Below are 18,898 nucleotides of genomic sequence, written 5' to 3' on the forward strand. Positions count from 1 at the left end.
ATTTCAGGCAAGCATCCCGAGCGGGTTCTCGACCAGCGTCTTGAAAGCCTGCATCAGCTCGGCCCCATCGGCGCCATCGATGGCACGATGGTCGAAGCTTCCCGTCGCCGACATCACAGTGGCGATGCCAAGCGCGTCGTCAATCACATAAGGACGTTTCTCGCCTGCGCCGACCGCCAGGATCATGCCCTGCGGCGGATTGATGACCGCCTCGAACTGCTTGATCCCGTACATCCCCATGTTGCTGAGCGAGGCAGTGCCGCCGGTGAACTCCTCCGGCTTCAGCTTCTTTTCCCGCGCGCGCGACGCGAGATCCTTCATCCGTGTCGAGATCGAGGATAGCGATGCGGTGTCGGCCTCGGTGATAACCGGGGTGATGAGCCCTTCCGGTGTCGAGACCGCAACCGAGATGTCCGCGCGGTGAAAGCTTACGAGCTGATCCGGCGTGAACATCACGTTGCACTTCGGCACCTGCACCAGTGCGACCGCCAGCGCCTTTATCATCAGATCGTTGACCGACAGCTTCACGCCGCGCTTTTCAAGGCTGGCGTTCAATTCGCTGCGCAACGCGAGCAGCTTATCGAGGCGGACGTCCACCGTGAGGTAGATGTGCGGCACCTGCTGCTTCGATTCGGTCAGGCGGCGCGCGATCGTCTTGCGCATGTTGCTGAGCTTGGTGGTGTCGTGCGGAATATCCGGCACCTGCGACGGGGCGGCAGAGGGCGGCGCGGCGGCAGCGACACCGGCGGCCGCGGCAGCCACACCAGGCTTCGCATCCTCGACATCCGACTTCACGATCCGGCCGTTCGGGCCGGAACCGGCGACACCCGAAAGATCGACGCCCTTCTGCTGCGCGATCCGTCGCGCCAGCGGACTGGCCTTTACGCGATCGCCATCATCGCGCGGCGGAGCCACCGGCCTGGCAGGCGCTGGCGCTGCCGACGCAGCTTTCGCAGGCTCCGCTTTTGCGCGCCCCGGCTCCTCCTTCCTGGGAGCAGCCGCTTCCTTCTTCGGCGCGGGCTTGGGCGTGGAAACCTCGCCATCGGCCGAAAGCAACATGATAACCTCGCCGACCTTCACGCCGTCCGTTCCCTCGCCGACGACGATCTTCTCGACTGTCCCCTCATCGACCGCCTCGAATTCCATCGTCGCCTTGTCGGTTTCGATCTCGGCCATCAGATCGCCGGCCTTCACCGTGTCGCCCTCCTTCACCAGCCATTTGGCAAGCGTGCCCTCCTCCATCGTCGGTGAGAGCGCGGGCATCTTGATCTCGATCGGCATTCAATTCCCCGGGGAGCGGTGGGCTGTATCGTCCGTCTCTCGCGCCGCACCCTTGCGCGGTCAAGCCCACAGGCAGATAACCGAGCGCATTGGGGGGCATTGCAAATGCGCATTTATCTGACCGTGATCGACGATACGCCGGAGGCGGAGATCGCGTTGCGCTTCGCCGCGCGCCGTGCGGTCAAGACCGGCGGCGGCGTGGAGATCCTGGCGCTGGTGCCGAAGCAGGAGTTCATCGCCTTCGGTGGCGTGCAGGCGACGATCGAGGAGGAAGCGCGGCTTCACGCCGAGGGTCTGGTGGCCAAGGCAGCCGGCACGCTGATCGAGGAATCTGGCCTGCGCCCTTCGATAACCGTTCGGCAAGGCGACGGCCCGAAAATCATCGGCGAGATGATCGCCGCGAATCCCGGCATTGCGGCGCTGGTGCTCGGCGCCGCCAGCAGCGGCGCGCCTGGCCCGCTCGTGGCGCATTTTGCCGGCAACCTCGGGGCTTTGCCTGTCCCGCTGATGATTATCCCAGGCACCCTCGATCGCGAAGCGATCGACCGGCTGAGCTGACCGCCCCGCCGGTCGCGCCCTGTTTACTGCTTGCGGATCAGGAAACTGCCCTTCGATCCGTCACGCGGATCCGTCCACGCGCCTTCCATCGTGGTGCCGTCGGCGTTCAACGTATAAGTCGCCACTTGCACAACCTTGCCCTGCCGCATGTCGGTGAGTTTCAGCACATTGGGGGCGGGTTGCTCTGCCCGCGTCACCGTTTTCCCCGGATCGCCGACATTAGGCACATAATCGCCGCCGATTTTGGCATCGAGCGTTTCGCCGACGCCGGTCACGAGATGCAGCCGGTCGCCATCCAGCTTGATCGTCATGGTGATGGCGTTGTCGCTGATCGCAGTCGCCATATTATCCTGCTTCCACGCCCCGGAAACCGCATGCGCGCCTGATACTGGCGCACCGACGCGGGCCAGCGACGTGGTCATGTCCACCTTGCTGCCGGTGGCATTATTGGTGTTGGTGGCTTTGTTGGTGAGCGTATTGCCATCGGCGGATACTGTCTGCTCATTCTCCGCGATCAGCTTTCCACCCTTCCGGAACTTGTAGCTGACGGTTTTCGGATCGACGACCTTCACCGCGATCTCATCCCAATAGGGCCTGTCCTTTACCGCATGGAAGGCACCGTCGGCCTTCACCGAATAAGGCGGCAGACATGTCTTGCAGTCATAGACGCCGTTGCGCACGGAAAATTCTTCCGGCTTCGCCTCCATCTTGGTGGAGGTTGGATCACCCTTCCAGGTGCCGTCGAACGGGCTGGCGGCGTTGGCGGGGGTTGCAAGCATCATGGCGCTGACGAGCAGCGCGGCGGAAATCCTGTTCATGCAAAGCGGTTCCCTGTGCAAATTGGAGACAAACGCTGACACGCGACCGCTATTTTGTTGCGTTTGCTATACTTTCCTTTCGGGTGAGTCAAAGATGAAACGGTCGGCTCTTGCGTCCGCAAACCTGGCGCGCCACGCTTGCGCGATGCGTTTCCCTTGTCTCCTCGCCGCCCTCGGCATCGTCATCGTCACCCCAGCCTCCGCCCGTGACGCTCCCGCACCCCAGCAGCTGCGCGGCACGGTGGACAAGCTCGTTTCCTTCGGCACGCGTCATTCGCTCTCCTCCTCCAGCGATTCGAAGCGCGGCATCGGCGCGGCGCGCAACTGGGTGGCAGGCGAATTCGCGGCACTGTCGCGTAAATGCGGCGGCTGCATCACGGTAGAGCGGCTGTCGCGCCGGTTCACCGGCCCGCGCGCGCCGGATGGCGTGATGATCGAGGATGTGCTCGGTATCCAGAAAGGCAGCGACCCCAACCGCTATGTCATCGTCGGCGGCCATATCGACAGCCGCGTGTCCGATGTGATGAACGCCACCGCCGACGCCCCCGGCGCGAACGACGATGCCTCTGGCGTGGCGCTGGTGCTGGAGGCCGCGCGCATCCTTTCCAGGGAGAAGTTCGCCGCCAACATTGTCTACGTGGCCTTCTCCGGTGAGGAGCAGGGGCTGTGGGGCGCGACGCTGCTCGCAGAAACCGCCAAGGCGCGGGGCTGGCAGATCGACGCGATGCTCAACAACGATATCGTCGGCAACTCGATCGGGCAGGACGGCGTGAAGGTTGCGGATCACGTCCGCGTATTTTCGGAAGGCATACGGTCGAGTGAAACGCTTGCCGAGCAGATCGAACGTCGCGCGATCGGCGGCGAGGATGACGGTCCAAGCCGCGCGCTGGCCAAGGCGATCCAGCGCATCGCCAGCGACATGCCGGGCGGCTTCGCGGCATTCGTCGATCGACGGCCGGACCGCTTCGGACGCGGCGGCGATCATGAGCCGTTCCTGCGAGAGGGCTACCCCGCCGTGCGCTTCACCGTCGGCGCGGAGAATTGGGACCGGCAGCATCAGGATCTGCGCACCGAAAACGGCCGCGTGTACGGCGATACGGTCGACGGCATGGACTTTGATTATCTCGCGAAGGTTACCGCGATCAATGTCGCGACACTGGCGCAACTGGCAGCGGCGCCCGCCGCACCGGGGGGCGTCACGCTCGCCGGCGCACTCGGTCGCGACACGACGGTCAAATGGTCGCCATCGCCCGGTGCGCGTGGCTACCGCGTCCACTGGCGCCGCGCCGATCAGCAGGACTGGACCAATACCCGGGACCTGACCGGCGCAACATCGATCGTCCTTAAGGATGTACCGGTGGACGACAATTTCGTCGGCGTTTCAGCCATCGGCGCCGATGGTTCAGAAAGCGTGATTACCTTCGGCGGGCGTTCGACAGCGAAATAGAGCGAAATGAAATGCGCCTGCTCCTGTCGATTGTCTGACTCTTCGTTTCAATCCTCGTTCATCAAACGTGCGCCATAGAGCGCAAACGGGAGTGAATGCCTCGACGGAAGGAATTCACATGAAGTCGTTACGTATTGCGATGATCGGCTGCTCGCTGGCAGCCGTAATCGGGCTAAGTCCGGCAGCCTCGGCGGAAACCCGCTGGGCACGGCATCATCCGCGGCAGCACGAAGTGCTGCGTCGCGAACATCACCAGATCGCGCGGATAAATCGCGAGCGGCGCGAGGGTGAAATCACTGGTGCACAGGCGCGCGCCGATCGCTCCGCAGATCGCGCGATCGCGCGTCAGGACTACGCCGATGCGCGCGCCAACGGCGGCTATATCACCAAGGCGCAACAGCGCCAGCTTAACGCCGAAGAGAACGCGCAGAGCCGTACGATCGGCAAGTGACGGAAGCGCGCCGCGTCTGGCTCAGGCGCGGCGCGTCTATCGCCGATGTCGCTTGCGGCGGTGGAGCGGCCGCTTCGCAGGCGTACGGGTATAGGTCACCACCTGGTCTGACACCCCCACCTTTGGGGCGCTCTGTATCGTTACGGTGGTGACGGTTGGGGCGGGGTAGTAATAGCCGTCGGCGTAATAGCCGGGGGTGGGGCCCACGGTGCTCGTCGTGACCACGGTGGCGCCGTTTGGCGCGCGCGTCACGACCGGCGGCGGGAGCGGCTGTGCGGGCGGGGGCATATCGTGACGCCCCCAGTTTACGCCACCGACCGAATCGAAGACGCGGCCGTAAGTGTCGATCAACACCGCATCGTCATAATAGCGCGACCAACGATAGCCGTAAGGCGGCTCCGGCAGGCCACGTCCGGCCCAATCGGCGACATACCAGTCCGGCGCGACCCAATAAGGCGGAAGCTTGCGTCCTCGTACCGGACGGCGATAGGCGGCCCAGCCGCCCGGTGCGCGCGCGCCGCCTGACCAGCGCTCGCCGCCGCCATCGCGCCACCGCGCGCCACCCGGCGCCGGCGCGACGACCGGCGGCGCCACGACGGGCGGCGGCGGCGCGGTGCGCGAGACGGGCGGCGCATCCTGCCATGTCACGCCCGGCGCACCCGTGGGCGCCACGTCCACGCGTTGCGCATTCGCCGGCCCACAGGCCCCAAACAGCGCCAGGGCGGCGGCAGGCGCGATCAGCGTGCGCATGATTATTCTCCCTGTTCTCCGGGATCTGACCGCCCGGCAATCCAATGCGGTCTGTTACCACCGCGCCAGGGGAGTCTCCAGCGCGAGGGCTGTCCCGAAACGGATCAGGCGAGACGCCCGGCGATCAGCGCGACCAGCGCCTCGCATCCGGCGGCATCATCCGCATCGAAGCGCCCCGCGTTCGGACTGTCGAGATCGAGCACCCCGATCAGGCGACCATCTGCCGCCAAGATCGGAATGACCAGTTCGGACGCGCTCGTCGCGTCGCAGGCGATGTGACCGGGAAAGGCATGGACATCGGCGACAAGCTGGGTTCGCCGCGTTTCGGCAGCCGCGCCGCAGACGCCCCTGCCCACCGCGATGCGGATGCACGCGGGCTTGCCCTGAAACGGCCCGAGCACCAGCTCGCCGTCCACCATACGATAGAAACCCGCCCAGTTCAGATCGGGCAGATACTGCCACAGCAGCGCAGCGGCATTGGCCATATTGGCGATGGCATCCGGCTCATCGCTGGTAAGCGCATCAAGTGCTGCGGCGAGTTCGCGATAAAGCTCCGCCTTGGATCCGGCGGCGATGTCGAATTGATACATTCACCCGATCTAGGACGCCTTAGCGATTAGTCCAGCCGCACCTTGCCGCGCGCGGCCTTGATCGTGCCGCGTCCCTTCTTTTCGTCCACCCGTCGAGCCTTGGCGGCGCGGCTCGGCTTGGTCTTGACGCGGCGCGCCTCACGCTCCTCCGCGCGGGCGAGCAATTCCGCGAGCCGCTCGCGCGCGTCCGCGCGGTTCGCCTCCTGCGTACGATAGCGCCGCGCGGTGAGCATCAACACGCCAGCCGCGCTCAGCCGAGAACCGGCAAGCACCTTCAGCCGCCGGAACGTCTCCGGGTGCAATCCGAGCCGATAGACATCGACCCGAAGCTGGCAGGCCGTGGCGACCTTGTTGACATTCTGGCCGCCTGGCCCGGTCGCGGCGAGGAAGCGTTCCTCGAGCGCCTCGTCAGGCACCCGGATCATCGAAACCGACCTTGGCGAAGCGCTCTGGCCAGGGCGCGGTCGCGATCACATCCGCCTTGCCCGCGCGCGGCACGATCAATTCGGCCGCATGGAGCATCATTCCGGCGGGATGCGCCGCGCCATAGGTGGGATCGCCGGTGACGGCATGGCCCAGCCCTTCGAGCGCATGAACACGAATCTGATGGGTCCGCCCGGTCGCCGGGCGAAACTCGATCAGCGCGCGGCCATGCTGCACATCAAGCAGGCGCCACGCGGTGCGGGCACTTTTACCCTTCGGATCGCCGGTCATCCGCCAGCCCTGTTCGCGCGTCGATACCTTGCCAAGCGAGAGATCGATCTCACCCGCCTCCCCCTCCGGTACGCCATCGAGCACCGCGATATAGCGCTTGGCCACCATGCCCGCCTCGAACGCCTGCTGGAGCCGCGCATGCGCCTTGGGATTGCGCGACAGCAGCAGGCAGCCGCTGGTGTCACGATCGAGCCGGTGCACCGCGTGTGGCCATCGGCGAAATCCGAACGTCAGGTTCGCGAGGTGATTCTCCAGGCTGATCGCGCCATCGCGCGGCCGGTCGACCGGCAGGCCGGCGGGCTTGTCGATCACCAACGCCTCGCCGTCGAGGAAGAGCACACGGTCGCCAAGCATGACACGCCCCTTGCCACCAGCCGTGCGCGGAGGCCAGAGAAACACGCATGATTCTGCGCGCACTGCTCCCGATCCTGCTGTTGCTGGCCGCTCCCGTCGCGGCGCAGGTTTGTGGCGGGGCGAGCGCGGACGTTGCGGCCGACGGTCGGGCGCTGGGCCATTTGCCCTATGGCGACGTGGCGGATCGCGATCTCGTCACCGCGACACCGGGGGTGGCGGTAGCCGGTGCGTGCCGGCTGCGGCCCGAGGCGATGGCCGCGCTCCAGCGGCTGCTTGCGGCGGCGGCGGGCGATCCGGCGGTGCAGGGCCAGCTTTACGCATTGTCTTGCCATCGTTCGATCGCATCGCAGGAGGCGACCTTCTGCAAGCCGCGCGCCGAAGCCAATGATGGCGACCGCTCGATATCGGTCGCGCCGCCCGGGCACAGCGAGCATGGCACCGGCTTTGCGCTCGATTTCACGGTGCGGCCGGCAGACGGCTGCCGCGATGCGGAGGCATGCATGGCGGCCAAGCCCGCTTTCCGCTGGTTGCGCGACAATGCGCCACGCTTCGGCTTCGAGCTGTCGTTTCCGCCCGGGAACATCCAGCAGGTGAAGTGGGAACCGTGGCACTGGCGCTGGGTGGGAATTAGCAATACCGAGCCTGGCGCAGCCCGCGCGCGCTTTATCTTCGCACAGGCGCGCCGCCGCTTTCCGGCTGATCCCGCGATCGCCGATCCACCCCCGCCGCCACCGGTAGTGATCGCGCCGCCTCCACCGCCCGCCCCCACGCCGGTCGTGGAAACCATGAGCCGAAAGAAGCGTCAGGCGAAGGAATAGGCGTCCATCGCCAGCACGCCATAGGTATAGCTTTGATGTAGCCGCGTCGCTGTCGCGCCCGCTCCGCCGGCGCCGAGCGCGGCGTGGAGCGGCAACAGGTGATCGGGTGTCGGATGGTTGCGAAGGCCATGCGGTCCGATCGCGATCGCCTCCAAAACCGACGCCGTATCGCCCGCCGCGAGCCGGTCTGCCATCCACTCCGCGAACTCGCTCGCCCACGCGGGCGTGGCCGCGTCGGGCGAACGCCGCGCGGCGAACACCTCGCGCAAATTGTGCGTCAGATTGCCCGAACCGATCACCAGCACGTTTTCCGCGCGGAGCGGCGCGAGCGCCAGGCCGACACGGTAATGCCATTCGGCGCTGTGGGCGCTGCTGATGGAAAGCTGCACGACGGGGATGTCGGCCGCCGGCCAGCCCAGCAGCAGCGGCACCCACGCGCCGTGATCGAAGCCGCGCACCGGATCGGCACGCACCGGTATCCCGGCATGCTCCACCAGCGCCGCCACCCGCGCGGCCAGATCTGGCGCGCCCGGTGCGGGGTAGCGCAGCCGGTAAAGCTCCTCCGGGAATCCACCGAAATCGTGCACTGTCCCCGGACGCGCGGCGGTCGTCACCATCGCGCCGGGCATGTCGTAATGTGCGGAGACGACCAGGATCGCATCCGGGCGTGGAAGCATCCCGCCCAGCCCGCTCAGGAAGTCACGCGCCGCGCATGGCTCCGCCACGATCATCGGCGAACCATGCGAGACGAAGAGAGCAGGCTGGGCGGTCACGCCTTCTATGCCGTCAGCTTGGCGGCGGTTTCCGCGATGCGGCGGCCCTGATAGCGCGCGCCGGAAAGCTCCTCCTCGCCGGGCTGGCGGCTGCCGTCGCCCCCGGCCAGCGTTGTCGCGCCATACGGCGATCCGCCGCGCACCTTGTCGACGCCCATCTGCTCGGAGAAGCCGTAATCGAGGCCCACGATGGTCATGCCCTGATGAAGCAGGTTGGTGATGATCGAGAACAATGTGGTTTCCTGGCCACCATGCTGGCTGGCGGTCGAGGTGAACGCACCGCCGACCTTGCCGACCAGCGCACCGCGCATCCAGACGCCGCCGGTCGTATCCCAGAACGCCGCCATCTGGCTCGACATCCGGCCAAAACGCGTCGGCGCACCCACGACGATGGCGTCGTAATCGGCCAGCGCATCCGGTCCCTCGATCACCGGATGGGCCGTATCAGTCTTGAAATGGGCGGCCTGGACGACTTCCGGCGGCGCGGTTTCGGGCACGCGGCGGATATCCACCTGCGCGCCCGCCGACCGCGCGCCCTCCGCGACCGCATCGGCCATCTGCTCCAGATGGCCATAGGATGAATAATAAAGAACGAGCACCTTGGTCATAGCATTGCTCCGTCGTGGACAAATGGGTGCCGCCCGGCGGGGAACCGGGCGGCCGGGGGAACGGCGATTATTCGGAATCCACCAGCACGAGCTCAGCGTCTTCCTGCGCGCTGATCGTGAAGGTGCGGCCGCCCGAGAGCGCCGCGCCATCGCGCGCCTCAACGGCCTCACCGTCGATCGTGATGCTCCCGGTGGCGGGAACGAGATAAGCGTGGCGGCCCTCGCCCAGATCATAGGCAATAGTCTCGCCCGCCTTCAGCGTCGCGCCCAGCACACGGGCATCCGCACGGATCGGCAGGGCATCCACATCTTCCGCAAACCCGCTGGCCAGCGTGACGAACCGGCCGGAACGATCGCCCTTGGGAAACGGCTTCGCCCCCCAACTCGGGCTGCCGCCTTCGGCGCGCGGCATGATCCAGATCTGGAAGAGCGTGGTCGGCTCATCCTCGAGATTGTACTCGGCGTGGCGAACGCCCGTTCCGGCACTCATCACCTGCACATCGCCGGCCCCGGTGCGGCCGCGATTTCCCATCGAATCCTGATGCGTGATCGCGCCGGTGCGCACGTAGGTGATAATTTCCATATCGCGATGCGGATGGGGCGGAAAACCGTTCTGCGGCGCGATCGTGTCATCGTTCCAGACGCGGATCGCGCCCCATCCCATGCGGGCCGGATCGTAATAGTCCGCGAAGGAAAAATGATGGCGCGCGTCAAGCCAGCCGTGATTGGCGTGGCCCAGGCTGTCGAACCGGCGACGATCGATTTCGCCGGATTTCATGATCGTGTCGGTCATGCAAACCTCCATTGCTTGACCGGGAGATAGGTCGGCGCGATGATCGCGAAAATGGAAACGTTTGAAACGGATTGTTTCCAAATGTGGAGTTTTTGATGCGACTTCCCGATCTCGAAGGCTGGGCGACCTTCGCCACCGTGGCGGATCACGGGTCGTTCAGCGCCGCCGCCATCGCAATCGGCGTGTCCAAGGCGACGGTATCCAAGACAGTCGCGCGGCTTGAGACAGCGCTCGGCCAGTCACTTTTTCACCGCACCTCCCGCCGGTTGACGCTCACCGAGGCCGGCAAGCCGCTCGCCGATCGCGCCCGGCGGATGCTCGCGGAGGCGATCGCAGCGGAAGAGGCCGCGCATGATGCCGCCTCCGCGCCCGAGGGGCGTGTCAGGCTGGCGGCGCCGATGACGTTCGGCGTCACGCATATCGCGCCCTTGATCGCCGAATTCCTTGGCCGGCATCCGGGGATCGAAATCGAGCTGGCGCTTTCCGACGCGCGGGTCGACATCGTGGCGGAGGGGTTTGACGTGGCGCTGCGTATCGCCGACCTGCCTGACAGCTCGCTGCGCGCTCGGCGGCTGTGCACGATCGCCAGCTATATCGTCGCGGCGCCGGTCTATCTGGAACGGCACGGCACGCCGAATCACCCCGGCGAGCTTGGGGAGCACCGTCTGCTCGGCTACACCAACATCACCGGCCCATGGCGCTTTCGCGGCGCTGGCGGCGCGGAAGTGGCGGTGCGCGCCGAAGGACCGCTCGCGGCGAACAGCGGGGAGGCGCTGATGCCGGCGCTGATCGGAGGCCTTGGCATCGCCCGGCTGCCGGATTTCATCCTCGGCGATACGCTCAGGGACGGCCTGCTGGTAGAAATCCTGTCGGACTGGCGGCCTGCCGCGGTCGGCCTGCACCTCATGACCCCACCCAGCGCGTTGCGGCCGGCGCGCGTCGAGGCACTGATCGACTTCCTTTCCGAGCGACTGCGCGACTGAATCGACGCGAAGGCGGCTTGATCTGTCATTTTCCGGGAGTATGAGCCGCGCGACCGGGTCAATCACGACTCGATCACAGGACACTGCAACCCAATGCCCCGTTCAAGCCAGTCAACCGGCGACGGAGACAGTAGAAGCGTCGCTTCGCTGCATCCGATCGCCACTGGCCCGGTGGCGGTTCGCATCGGTCGGCGCATAGCCTGACCGCGCGATCCTCCTTCGGGCGTTCGAAAAACCCGATGGAGGTCGCAATGACCGGAAAGCCGTTTTACGCGGCGGCCACAGGCTGCCTTTTCATGTTTGCGCTTCCTGCTTTCGCGCAGGCGGCGGATCAGCCCGCACAGGACTGGGCGATCCACGGCCAGGCGACCCTTGTCGTGCAGGGCGTCGGCGGATTTGCATCCCCGTATGGGGGCGCGAACAGCCTCGCCCCACGGCAGGTGAAGGAAACCGTCGACGCCACGGCGTTCATCGGCGCGCGCCCCTGGAAGGGCGCGGAGCTGTGGGCGAATCCGGAAATGGACCAGGGCTTCGGGCTTTCGAACACGCTGGGTGTGGCCGGCTTCCCCAGCGCGGAAGCCTATAAGGTCGGACGCGCGAGCCCCTATTTCCGGCTTCAGCGCCTGTTCGTTCGCCAGACGATCGGGCTGGGCGGCGCGCGCGAGAATGTGGCGCCGGGCGCGAATCAGCTCGGCGGGATGCGCGATGTGGATCGCATCGTCATCACCGCAGGCAAGTTCGGCGTGGGCGACGTGTTTGACACCAACGCCTATGCCCACGATCCGCGCGGCGATTTCCTGAATTGGGCGGCGGTCGATGCCGGTACGTTCGATTACGCCGCGGATGCCTGGGGCTATTCGACCGGCATCGCCGCTGAGCTTTATCGCGGGGCATGGGCGCTGCGGATCGGGGGGTTCAATCTTTCGAAGGTGCCCAACGGCGAGACGCTGGAACGCGATTTCAGCCAGTATCAGATCGATGCCGAAATCGAGCATCGCCACGCCATCGCGGGCCATCCGGGCGCCGTGCGCGTGACATTATTCCGCAATCGCGGACGTTTCAGCCGCTTCGACGATGCGCTCGCGCTCGCCCAGGCGACTGGCAATCCGCTCGATCCGGCGCTGACGAGGCGGCCGATGACGCGGATCGGGGTGCATTTCAATCTGGAGCAGGAGCTCACCAGCGATCTCGGCCTGTTCGCGCGCGCCGGCATCGCGGACGGGGCGATCGAGCCCTACGATTTCACCGATATCGATCGGAGCGCGCAGATCGGCGCGGTGCTGCGCGGATCGCGCTGGCGGCGCAAGGATGACCGGATAGGGCTGGCGCTGATCGCGAACGGCATTTCGGCGGCGCATCGTCGTTATCTCGATGCCGGCGGGATCGGCGTGCTGATCGGCGACGGGCGTCTGCCGCATGCCGGGGCGGAGCAGATCGCGGAACTGTTCTACGCCGCCCGGATCACGCCGGCGCTGGAGGCGACGATCGACGCGCAGCATATCGCCAATCCCGGCTACAATCGCGACCGCGGGCCCGCGAATGTGCTGGCGCTCCGGCTTCATGCGGCGTTCTGACTTGCCACCAACCGACAACTCGGTCGTTAAGTGTGCCGATGCGTGACGATCCCCTGCTAGCCGAAGAGCAGCCGGTGCCCCCCGGCGTTGCCAATCCCAGCCCGCTGATGCTCGGCGGCGGGCTGATCGCGGGCGCGATCGTCCTTGCGCTGGTGATCGGGACGCTGATTGCGCGCCATCCGTTCGGCTTCGATCGCGCGATTATCGTCACGGTGCATGAGGCGGGGCCGGCATGGCTGCGTCATGCGATGATCGACGTGACCGCGCTGGGCGGCGGCACCGTGCTGACGCTGGTGGTGGCGGCGACGGCGGGACTGCTGCTGGTGCGTCGCTTGTGGCTCACCGCCGCGCTGGTGGTGGTGGCGACGACGCTAGGCTCGATCGCGGTCGACGTGCTCAAGTCAATCTTCGGTCGCGTCCGCCCCGAGATCGTGGATCACGTCGTCGCGGCGAGCGGCTACAGCTTTCCAAGCGGCCACGCGGCGAACAGTGCGATCGTGTATCTCACCATTGCGACACTGGTGACGCAGGTGACACGCGGCCACGCCACCCGGCGTTATATCGCCGTGGTCGCGGGCCTGCTTGTCGCGACCATCGGGCTGAGCCGCATTTACCTTGGCGTCCACTGGCCGTCGGATGTGCTGGCCGGGTGGAGCTTCGGCACGCTCTGGGCGCTGGGCTGGTGGTCGATCGGCGCGAAGGCGCGGATGAGCTTAATCCACCAGCGCCAGTAACCGCTGCGCCGCTTTCAGGTGCGGCGCGTCGATCATCCTGCCGTCGAGCTGAAGCACCCCGGCTCCCGGATTTGCCGCGAAAGCGTTCACCACCGCGCGAGCATGCGCAATCTCATCGGCGCTCGGCGTGAATGCCGTGTTGATAACTGCGATCTGGCTCGGGTGGATCGCCATCATGCCGGTAAATCCATCGCGACGCGCGCGCGCGGCATAAGCGGCCAGCCCGTCGAGATCGCGGAAATCGGGATAGACCGTCTCGATCGCCGGAACGCCGGCCGCATGGGCGCCGAACAGGGTGAGCGCACGCACCACCTTATATGGGTCGGTATAGCTGCCGTCCGCTTCCCGGCTGCTGGCCGCGCCGATCGCCGCGGGCAGATCCTCCGCCCCCCAGGTGAGCCCGGCGAGCCGCGCGCCAGCGTAGCTGCCGAGCGTGAAGACGGCCCGCGGCGTTTCGCTCGCGATCGGCAAGATCGCATAATCGCCCGGCAGCCGCGCGGTCAGATCGTCGATCGACGTGCTTCCCTCCGCCTTGGGAAGCGTGATCCCCGCCAGCGGCAGCCCGGCAACAGCGGCAAGGTCATCCGCTGCCAACGCCGAATCGAGCGGGTTGATGCGCACGAACAACGCCGGCCCGCCCGGCTTGCGCCCGACGAACGCGCGAACGGCATCGCGGGCAATCGCCTTGTTGGCGAGCGACACGGAATCCTCCAGATCGAGGATCAGCGCATCCGCGCCAAGCCCCAGTGCCTTTTCCATGCGTTCCGGCCGGTCCCCCGGCACGAATAACAGCGACCGCAATCTCATTTGCCCAATTCCGCCAGTTTCCGTTCCCATGCCAAGGCATCGCGAACGATCCCGTCGAGATCGTCGCGCCTGGGACGCCACGGCAGCGCCGCCAGGATCGCGCGATTGTCGGCCACCAGCTCGGCGGGATCGCCCGCGCGTCGCTCCTCGAAGCGGCGTTCGATCGACACATTCGTCACGCGATCGACCGCATCGAGCACCTCGAGCACCGAAAAGCCCCGGCCGTAGCCGCAGTTCAGCGTGTGGCTCTCGCCCGGCCTGTCCACGAGCAGGCGCAGGGCCGCAACATGGGCGTCCGCCAGATCGGAAACGTGGATATAATCCCGCACGCCCGTGCCGTCACGGGTCCGGAAATCCGTGCCGAACACCCCGACATGCCCGCGCTTGCCCGTCGCCGCCTCCACCGCGATCTTGATAAGATGCGTCGCGCCAACCGTCGATTGCCCGCTGCGCTGCTGCGGGTCCGCGCCGGCGACGTTGAAATAGCGCAGCGCGCAGTAATTGACCGGATGCGCCGCCGCCACGTCGCGCAGCATCGCCTCCGTCATCAGCTTCGACATGCCATAGGGGTTGATCGGCACGGTCGGATCGCCTTCCGCCACGGGCACCTTCTCCGGCGTGCCGTAGGTCGCCGCCGTGGAGGAAAAGATGAAATGCGGCACGCCCTCCGCCACCGCGCTTTCGATCAGGCTGCGAGAAGCCGCGGTGTTGTTGCGGTAATATTTGAGCGGATCGCTCACCGACTCGGGCACCACCACCGATCCGGCGAAGTGCATGATCGCACGAACGCGATGATCGCGGATCACGTCGCGCACGCGGGCATCCTCCACCGCCATCTCGACCAGCGAAGCGCGCGCATCGACGGCCCAGGCAAAGCCGGTGACGAGATTGTCGATCACCACCACCTCATATCCCGCATCCAGCAGCGCGAGCACGGCATGGCTCCCGATATAGCCCGCGCCGCCCGTCACCATCACCTTGCCGTCGAAAGTCATGTGCTGCTCCTTTGCGCGCGCGTTAGCGGCTTACTACATTGGCCGCAAAGGAGACCTCATCCATGACCGAATATGCAACACTCGCCGGCGGCTGCTTCTGGTGCACGGAGGCCGTGTTCAAGGACGTGATCGGCGTGGAATCGGTGGAGAGCGGCTATATCGGCGGCACTGTTCCAAATCCCACGTACAAGCAGGTGTGCGGCGGCGAGACCGGGCATGCCGAGGCGATCCGCGTGGGATTCGATCCGGCGCAACTCCGCTATGGCGACCTGCTCGACATCTTTTTCGCGACCCACGATCCGACCCAGCTCAACCGGCAGGGCAATGACGTGGGAACGCAATATCGCTCCGCCATCTTTCCGGCGAACAACTTGCAGGAGGAACAGGCCAACGAAGCGATCGCGCGCGCGCAGGCCGATCATGCCAAGCCGATCGTGACGACGATCGAATATGCGGACGAATGGTGGCCGGCCGAGGGCTATCACCAGGACTATTGGGAGGGCGAAGGCCAGCGCAATCCCTATTGCCTCGCGGTGATCCCGCCGAAGCTTCAGAAACTGCGCAAGAGCTTCGCGGCGCGGACCAGGGCGGCGGCTGACGCCTGAGCCGCCAGCGGGCCGGTCAGCGCGTGGCGGCCGGCCCCAGCTCCTTGCGCATCCTCACCATTGGCACCGGCGCGCCACCGCGATCGTCGCTGATCGCCTCGATCGGGCGATAGCCGGCGGCCAGATATAATGGCTGTCCGCTCATCGTGGCCATAAGCTCCACCGCCTGGAAACCCGCCTCTGCCGCCGCGCGCTCGCAACGGGCGAGGATGAGCCGTCCGACGCCGCGTCGGGCGAAACCGGGATGGGTATACATCGCCCGCACCCGCGCTGCGTCGCGCGCCGGATCAAGCAGGCGCGGTTCGCGCAGCGATCCGCTGTGATCTCCGCCATACAGCGTGGCGCGCCGGCTCCACCCGCCGCAGCCGGCAAGCACACCCGCCTCTTCCACGATAAAATAGGTTCGGTCGGCGACGAGCTGCGTATCCAGTCCCATCACCGCCCGGCTCGCGACGATCTGCTCGCTGGAAAGGAAAGCGCGCTGCAACGTGTCGATCGCGTTCGCCATCAGGGCGCGCACCGCGGGCAGATCCTCCTCGAGGGCGAGGCGCAGGGCGAAGCTCATCCCGGTCGCTCAGCGATGCGCGGCGCGGCGCAGACGGTCGTTGATCGCGGCGCCGATCCCGGCCTCCGGCACGGGCGCCACCGCGATCCGGGCGCGGCCGCTCGCATCGGCGCGATGCAGCGCATCGAATAGCCGCGCCGCCGCCTCCACCGGATCGCCGGAGGCCGACAAGGTATCGTCCCCCGCCACCTCGCCGAAGCCGATCAGCCACTCGCCGGCCTCAGCCAAGGTCGCGTTGAGCCGCAGCGGCTTGGCCGGGGCATAATGGGTCGCCATCTGGCCCGGGGCGATGACCTTCCCGCCCGCGTCGGCCAGCGGCAAGCCCAAGTCCTCGCCGCTGATCGGGCCGGGGCGGAGAATGCGCTGGCCCATCACGATTGTCGATTCCACTCCGGCGGCACAAGCCCCATCATCGAGGATCAAAGGCACCCGATCGCCAAGGCTGGCCGCCACATGCGCCGCGCGGGTCGGGCTGATCGCATTGCTTGCGTTGGCGGAAGGTGCGGCGAGCGGCTTGCCCGTCGCCTCGAGCAGCGACCGGATCGCGCGATGCGCCGGGACACGCAGCGCAATCGTGCCGAGCCCGGCGGTAACGAGCGAGGCGATCCCGGCATCCGCGCGCGATGGCAGCACCAATGTCAGTGGCCCTGGCCACCAGCGCACCGCGAGCGCGCGCGCGGCATCGTCGAAAACCGCGATCCGCTCCGCTGCCGCAAGATCGAGAACGTGCACGATCAGCGGATTGAAGCTTGGCCGCCCCTTCGCGGCATAAATGCGCGCCACGCCCGCCGGGTTCGTCGCGTCGGCGGCGAGACCGTAAACCGTTTCGGTCGGCACGCCGACGACCCCGCCCCGCGCGATTTCGGCCGCAGCTTCCGCGATCGCCGCGGAACCGTAAGGTCTGACGCCGGGGTGTTGAGCAACCATAGGGATTGGCTATAGCGGCGCGCGAGGAGATAGAAATGCCCTTCACCGCGCCTACCGCCGAACAACGCTTCACCCTCGACCACATCGTCCGCCTCGATGAGCTGGCCTCGGCCGACAAATTCGCCGCCGCCTCGAACGATGTGATCGACGCGGTGCTTGAGGGGATCGGCCAGTTTGCCGCCGGCGAATGGGCGCCGCTCGCCCGTGCAGGCGATACGGTGGGTGCGAAATGGACGCCGGAAGGCGTGGTGATGCCGGCGGGCTATCCCGAAGCGTATCGCGCCTTCGTGGACGGTGGCTGGGGCACGATCGGCGCGCCGGAGGAGTTTGGCGGTCAGGGCCTGCCCTTCGCGATCCAGACAGCGGTGCTGGAAACGCTGGGGACCGCGAACATGGGCTTCGCGCTTTGCCCGATCCTGACGGTCGGTGCGATCGAGGCGCTGACGCATCACGGCTCCCCGGAGCAGCAGGCCGCCTATCTCCCGCGCCTGACGACCGGCGAGTGGACCGGAACGATGAACCTTACCGAGCCGCAGGCTGGCAGCGATGTCGGCGCGCTCAGGACGATGGCTACTCCTCGCGAAGACGGCGGGTGGTCGATCAAAGGGACGAAGATCTACATCTCCTTCGGCGATCACGACATGGCGGACAATATCGTCCATCTCGTGCTCGCCCGCACGCCGGGTGCGCCGGAGGGGACGCGCGGCATATCGCTGTTCCTCGTGCCGAAATACCGGCTCGATGCCGATGGCAACCCGGGCGCGTTCAATGACGTCCGCGTCGTCTCGATCGAGCACAAGATGGGGCTGCATGCCTCGCCCACCTGCGTGCTCTCCTTCGGCGATCACGACGATTGCATCGGTCATCTGATCGGGCCGGTGAACGGCGGGATGCGAGCGATGTTCACGATGATGAACAACGCCCGCCTCAACGTCGGCCTGCAAGGCGTGCAGGTGGCTGAAGGCGCGACGCAAAAGGCGGCCGACTATGCCCGCGAGCGGATCCAGGGCGTGCGCAACGGCCAGCCCACCGCGATCATCGAATTTCCCGACGTGCGCCGGATGCTGATGCGGATGAAGGCGCAGACGCTCGCTGCGCGCGCGCTCGTCTATTACGCCGCAGGTCAGGTCGATCGTGCCGGGCTGGGCGATACGGCGGCGAAGGACCGGCTGGAACTCGTCACTCCGCTCGCAAAAGCGCACGCCACCGACATCGGCAATGAAGTGGCCAGCCTGGGCGTGCAGATCCACGGCGGCATGGGCTTCATCGAGGAAACCGGCGCCGCGCAATATTTCCGCGAGGCGCGCATCACCCCGATCTACGAGGGAACGAACGGCATCCAGGCCGCCGATCTGGTCGGGCGAAAGCTGGCCTTGTCGAACGGCGGCGCCTTCGCCAGCCTCATTGCCGACATTCGCGCGGAGGCGGAAGATGCCCGCCTCATCGCGCTGGTCAATGCCTGCGAGGCGATCGGTCGGCGGCTTCAGACCGCCGATGCCGACGATCGGCTGGCGGCAAGCTACCCCTTCCTCACCATGCTGTCGATTGCGACATCGGGGTGGCTGGTCGAGCGGCTGGCCCGCAAAAGCGCGGATGATGCGCCGGGCCGAACGCGCCGCGCTATCGCCGATTTCTACGTCGCGCAGATCGTACCTGAAGCAACCGGTCTGATCGCGGCCGCCGAAGCGGACGCACGCGCGCTGTACGCGCTGGACGCGACCGCTTTCTGAATAACGCGTCGTTCAGCCGATCC

Annotated in this window: 22 protein-coding genes; 9 read left to right on the plus strand and 13 right to left on the minus strand. The window is 66.6% G+C overall.

Translation table 11 applies throughout. The annotated features are described in order from the left end of the window. Positions 1 to 3: 3 nt before the first annotated feature. Positions 4 to 1,281: a pyruvate dehydrogenase complex dihydrolipoamide acetyltransferase gene (locus FFS35_RS09100; RefSeq protein ID WP_137786773.1), complete on the minus strand. Its 1,278-nt coding sequence runs from the start codon at positions 1,279 to 1,281 to the stop codon at positions 4 to 6. 105 nt (positions 1,282 to 1,386) lie between these two features. Between FFS35_RS09100 and FFS35_RS09105 the strand changes: the two genes are divergently transcribed. Continuing rightward, positions 1,387 to 1,839, plus strand: a complete 453-nt coding sequence (locus tag FFS35_RS09105; RefSeq protein ID WP_137786774.1) for a universal stress protein — start codon at positions 1,387 to 1,389, stop codon at positions 1,837 to 1,839. A 23-nt stretch (positions 1,840 to 1,862) separates the two neighbouring features. On the opposite strand, the gene FFS35_RS09110 is transcribed toward FFS35_RS09105, so the two are convergent. Next, complete coding sequence (locus tag FFS35_RS09110) at positions 1,863 to 2,657, minus strand: hypothetical protein (protein WP_137786775.1); 795 nt, start codon at positions 2,655 to 2,657, stop codon at positions 1,863 to 1,865. Positions 2,658 to 2,802: 145 nt separating this feature from the next. Here FFS35_RS09110 and FFS35_RS09115 point away from each other — a divergent pair, with 145 nt between their 5' ends. Next, positions 2,803 to 4,104: a M20/M25/M40 family metallo-hydrolase gene (locus FFS35_RS09115; protein ID WP_137786776.1), complete on the plus strand. Its 1,302-nt coding sequence runs from the start codon at positions 2,803 to 2,805 to the stop codon at positions 4,102 to 4,104. A gap of 118 nt (positions 4,105 to 4,222) precedes the next feature. After that, positions 4,223 to 4,555: a hypothetical protein gene (locus FFS35_RS09120; RefSeq protein WP_137786777.1), complete on the plus strand. Its 333-nt coding sequence runs from the start codon at positions 4,223 to 4,225 to the stop codon at positions 4,553 to 4,555. Positions 4,556 to 4,591: 36 nt separating this feature from the next. On the opposite strand, the gene FFS35_RS09125 is transcribed toward FFS35_RS09120, so the two are convergent. The 4 genes from FFS35_RS09125 to FFS35_RS09140 all read right to left on the minus strand — a co-directional run bounded on the left by FFS35_RS09125 (position 4,592) and on the right by FFS35_RS09140 (position 6,963). After that, the gene (locus tag FFS35_RS09125; protein WP_137786778.1) at positions 4,592 to 5,305 is read right to left on the minus strand and encodes an RcnB family protein; all 714 of its coding nucleotides are present in this window, start codon (positions 5,303 to 5,305) and stop codon (positions 4,592 to 4,594) included. Between the two features lie 104 nt (positions 5,306 to 5,409). Further along, positions 5,410 to 5,895 (minus strand): GAF domain-containing protein, encoded by a 486-nt coding sequence (locus FFS35_RS09130; protein ID WP_137786779.1) that lies wholly within the window; start codon positions 5,893 to 5,895, stop codon positions 5,410 to 5,412. Positions 5,896 to 5,921: 26 nt separating this feature from the next. Further along, positions 5,922 to 6,320, minus strand: coding sequence for an alternative ribosome rescue aminoacyl-tRNA hydrolase ArfB (arfB, locus tag FFS35_RS09135; protein WP_137786780.1), 399 nt, complete (start codon positions 6,318 to 6,320; stop codon positions 5,922 to 5,924). After that, entirely contained in the window at positions 6,304 to 6,963 is a 660-nt protein-coding gene (locus FFS35_RS09140; protein ID WP_137786781.1) for an RNA pseudouridine synthase, read from the minus strand. The genes arfB and FFS35_RS09140 overlap by 17 nt, the downstream gene beginning before the upstream one ends. Before the next feature lie 47 nt (positions 6,964 to 7,010). On the opposite strand from FFS35_RS09140, the gene FFS35_RS09145 reads away from it, so the two are divergent. Beyond that, positions 7,011 to 7,781, plus strand: a complete 771-nt coding sequence (locus FFS35_RS09145) for a M15 family metallopeptidase (RefSeq protein ID WP_137786782.1) — start codon at positions 7,011 to 7,013, stop codon at positions 7,779 to 7,781. Here the strand turns inward: FFS35_RS09145 and FFS35_RS09150 are convergent. From FFS35_RS09150 to FFS35_RS09160, 3 genes are all read right to left on the minus strand, one after another. Then, positions 7,766 to 8,554 carry a class III extradiol ring-cleavage dioxygenase gene (locus tag FFS35_RS09150; protein ID WP_137786783.1) on the minus strand — a complete coding sequence of 263 codons (789 nt, stop codon included), beginning with the start codon at positions 8,552 to 8,554 and terminating at the stop codon, positions 7,766 to 7,768. The two genes, FFS35_RS09145 and FFS35_RS09150, sit on opposite strands and share 16 nt — an antisense overlap. A 5-nt stretch (positions 8,555 to 8,559) precedes the next feature. Beyond that, entirely contained in the window at positions 8,560 to 9,162 is a 603-nt protein-coding gene (gene wrbA / locus FFS35_RS09155) for an NAD(P)H:quinone oxidoreductase (protein ID WP_137786784.1), read from the minus strand. Positions 9,163 to 9,229: 67 nt separating this feature from the next. Next, entirely contained in the window at positions 9,230 to 9,955 is a 726-nt protein-coding gene (locus FFS35_RS09160; RefSeq protein ID WP_249341542.1) for a pirin family protein, read from the minus strand. 95 nt (positions 9,956 to 10,050) lie between these two features. Between FFS35_RS09160 and FFS35_RS09165 the strand changes: the two genes are divergently transcribed. The 3 genes from FFS35_RS09165 (at position 10,051) to FFS35_RS09175 (ending at position 13,246) form a co-directional block, all read left to right on the plus strand. Next, positions 10,051 to 10,938, plus strand: a complete 888-nt coding sequence (locus tag FFS35_RS09165) for a LysR family transcriptional regulator (RefSeq protein ID WP_137786785.1) — start codon at positions 10,051 to 10,053, stop codon at positions 10,936 to 10,938. Positions 10,939 to 11,234: 296 nt separating this feature from the next. Beyond that, on the plus strand, positions 11,235 to 12,512 hold the full coding sequence (locus FFS35_RS09170; protein WP_249341551.1) for a carbohydrate porin: 1,278 nt from the start codon (positions 11,235 to 11,237) through the stop codon (positions 12,510 to 12,512). 38 nt (positions 12,513 to 12,550) lie between these two features. After that, entirely contained in the window at positions 12,551 to 13,246 is a 696-nt protein-coding gene (locus FFS35_RS09175) for a phosphatase PAP2 family protein (RefSeq protein ID WP_249341543.1), read from the plus strand. On the opposite strand, the gene FFS35_RS09180 is transcribed toward FFS35_RS09175, so the two are convergent. Further along, entirely contained in the window at positions 13,226 to 14,053 is an 828-nt protein-coding gene (locus FFS35_RS09180) for a CoA ester lyase (RefSeq protein ID WP_137786787.1), read from the minus strand. The two genes, FFS35_RS09175 and FFS35_RS09180, sit on opposite strands and share 21 nt — an antisense overlap. After that, positions 14,050 to 15,048: a UDP-glucose 4-epimerase GalE gene (gene galE / locus FFS35_RS09185; protein ID WP_137786788.1), complete on the minus strand. Its 999-nt coding sequence runs from the start codon at positions 15,046 to 15,048 to the stop codon at positions 14,050 to 14,052. The genes FFS35_RS09180 and galE overlap by 4 nt, the downstream gene beginning before the upstream one ends. A gap of 62 nt (positions 15,049 to 15,110) precedes the next feature. Here galE and msrA point away from each other — a divergent pair, with 62 nt between their 5' ends. Next, positions 15,111 to 15,653, plus strand: coding sequence for a peptide-methionine (S)-S-oxide reductase MsrA (msrA, locus tag FFS35_RS09190; protein WP_137786789.1), 543 nt, complete (start codon positions 15,111 to 15,113; stop codon positions 15,651 to 15,653). 16 nt (positions 15,654 to 15,669) lie between these two features. Here the strand turns inward: msrA and FFS35_RS09195 are convergent, their stop codons facing one another. Beyond that, positions 15,670 to 16,218: a GNAT family N-acetyltransferase gene (locus FFS35_RS09195; RefSeq protein WP_137786790.1), complete on the minus strand. Its 549-nt coding sequence runs from the start codon at positions 16,216 to 16,218 to the stop codon at positions 15,670 to 15,672. Between the two features lie 9 nt (positions 16,219 to 16,227). Continuing rightward, the gene (locus FFS35_RS09200) at positions 16,228 to 17,145 is read right to left on the minus strand and encodes an L-threonylcarbamoyladenylate synthase (RefSeq protein WP_137786791.1); all 918 of its coding nucleotides are present in this window, start codon (positions 17,143 to 17,145) and stop codon (positions 16,228 to 16,230) included. 35 nt (positions 17,146 to 17,180) lie between these two features. On the opposite strand from FFS35_RS09200, the gene FFS35_RS09205 reads away from it, so the two are divergent. After that, a complete protein-coding gene (locus FFS35_RS09205; protein ID WP_137786792.1) occupies positions 17,181 to 18,875 on the plus strand; it encodes an acyl-CoA dehydrogenase in 1,695 nt (564 codons plus the stop codon). Positions 18,876 to 18,898 lie beyond the last annotated feature (23 nt).

Origin of the sequence: Sphingomonas sp. 3P27F8, assembly GCF_005502745.1 — a bacterium.
Lineage (GTDB): Bacteria > Pseudomonadota > Alphaproteobacteria > Sphingomonadales > Sphingomonadaceae > Sphingomonas.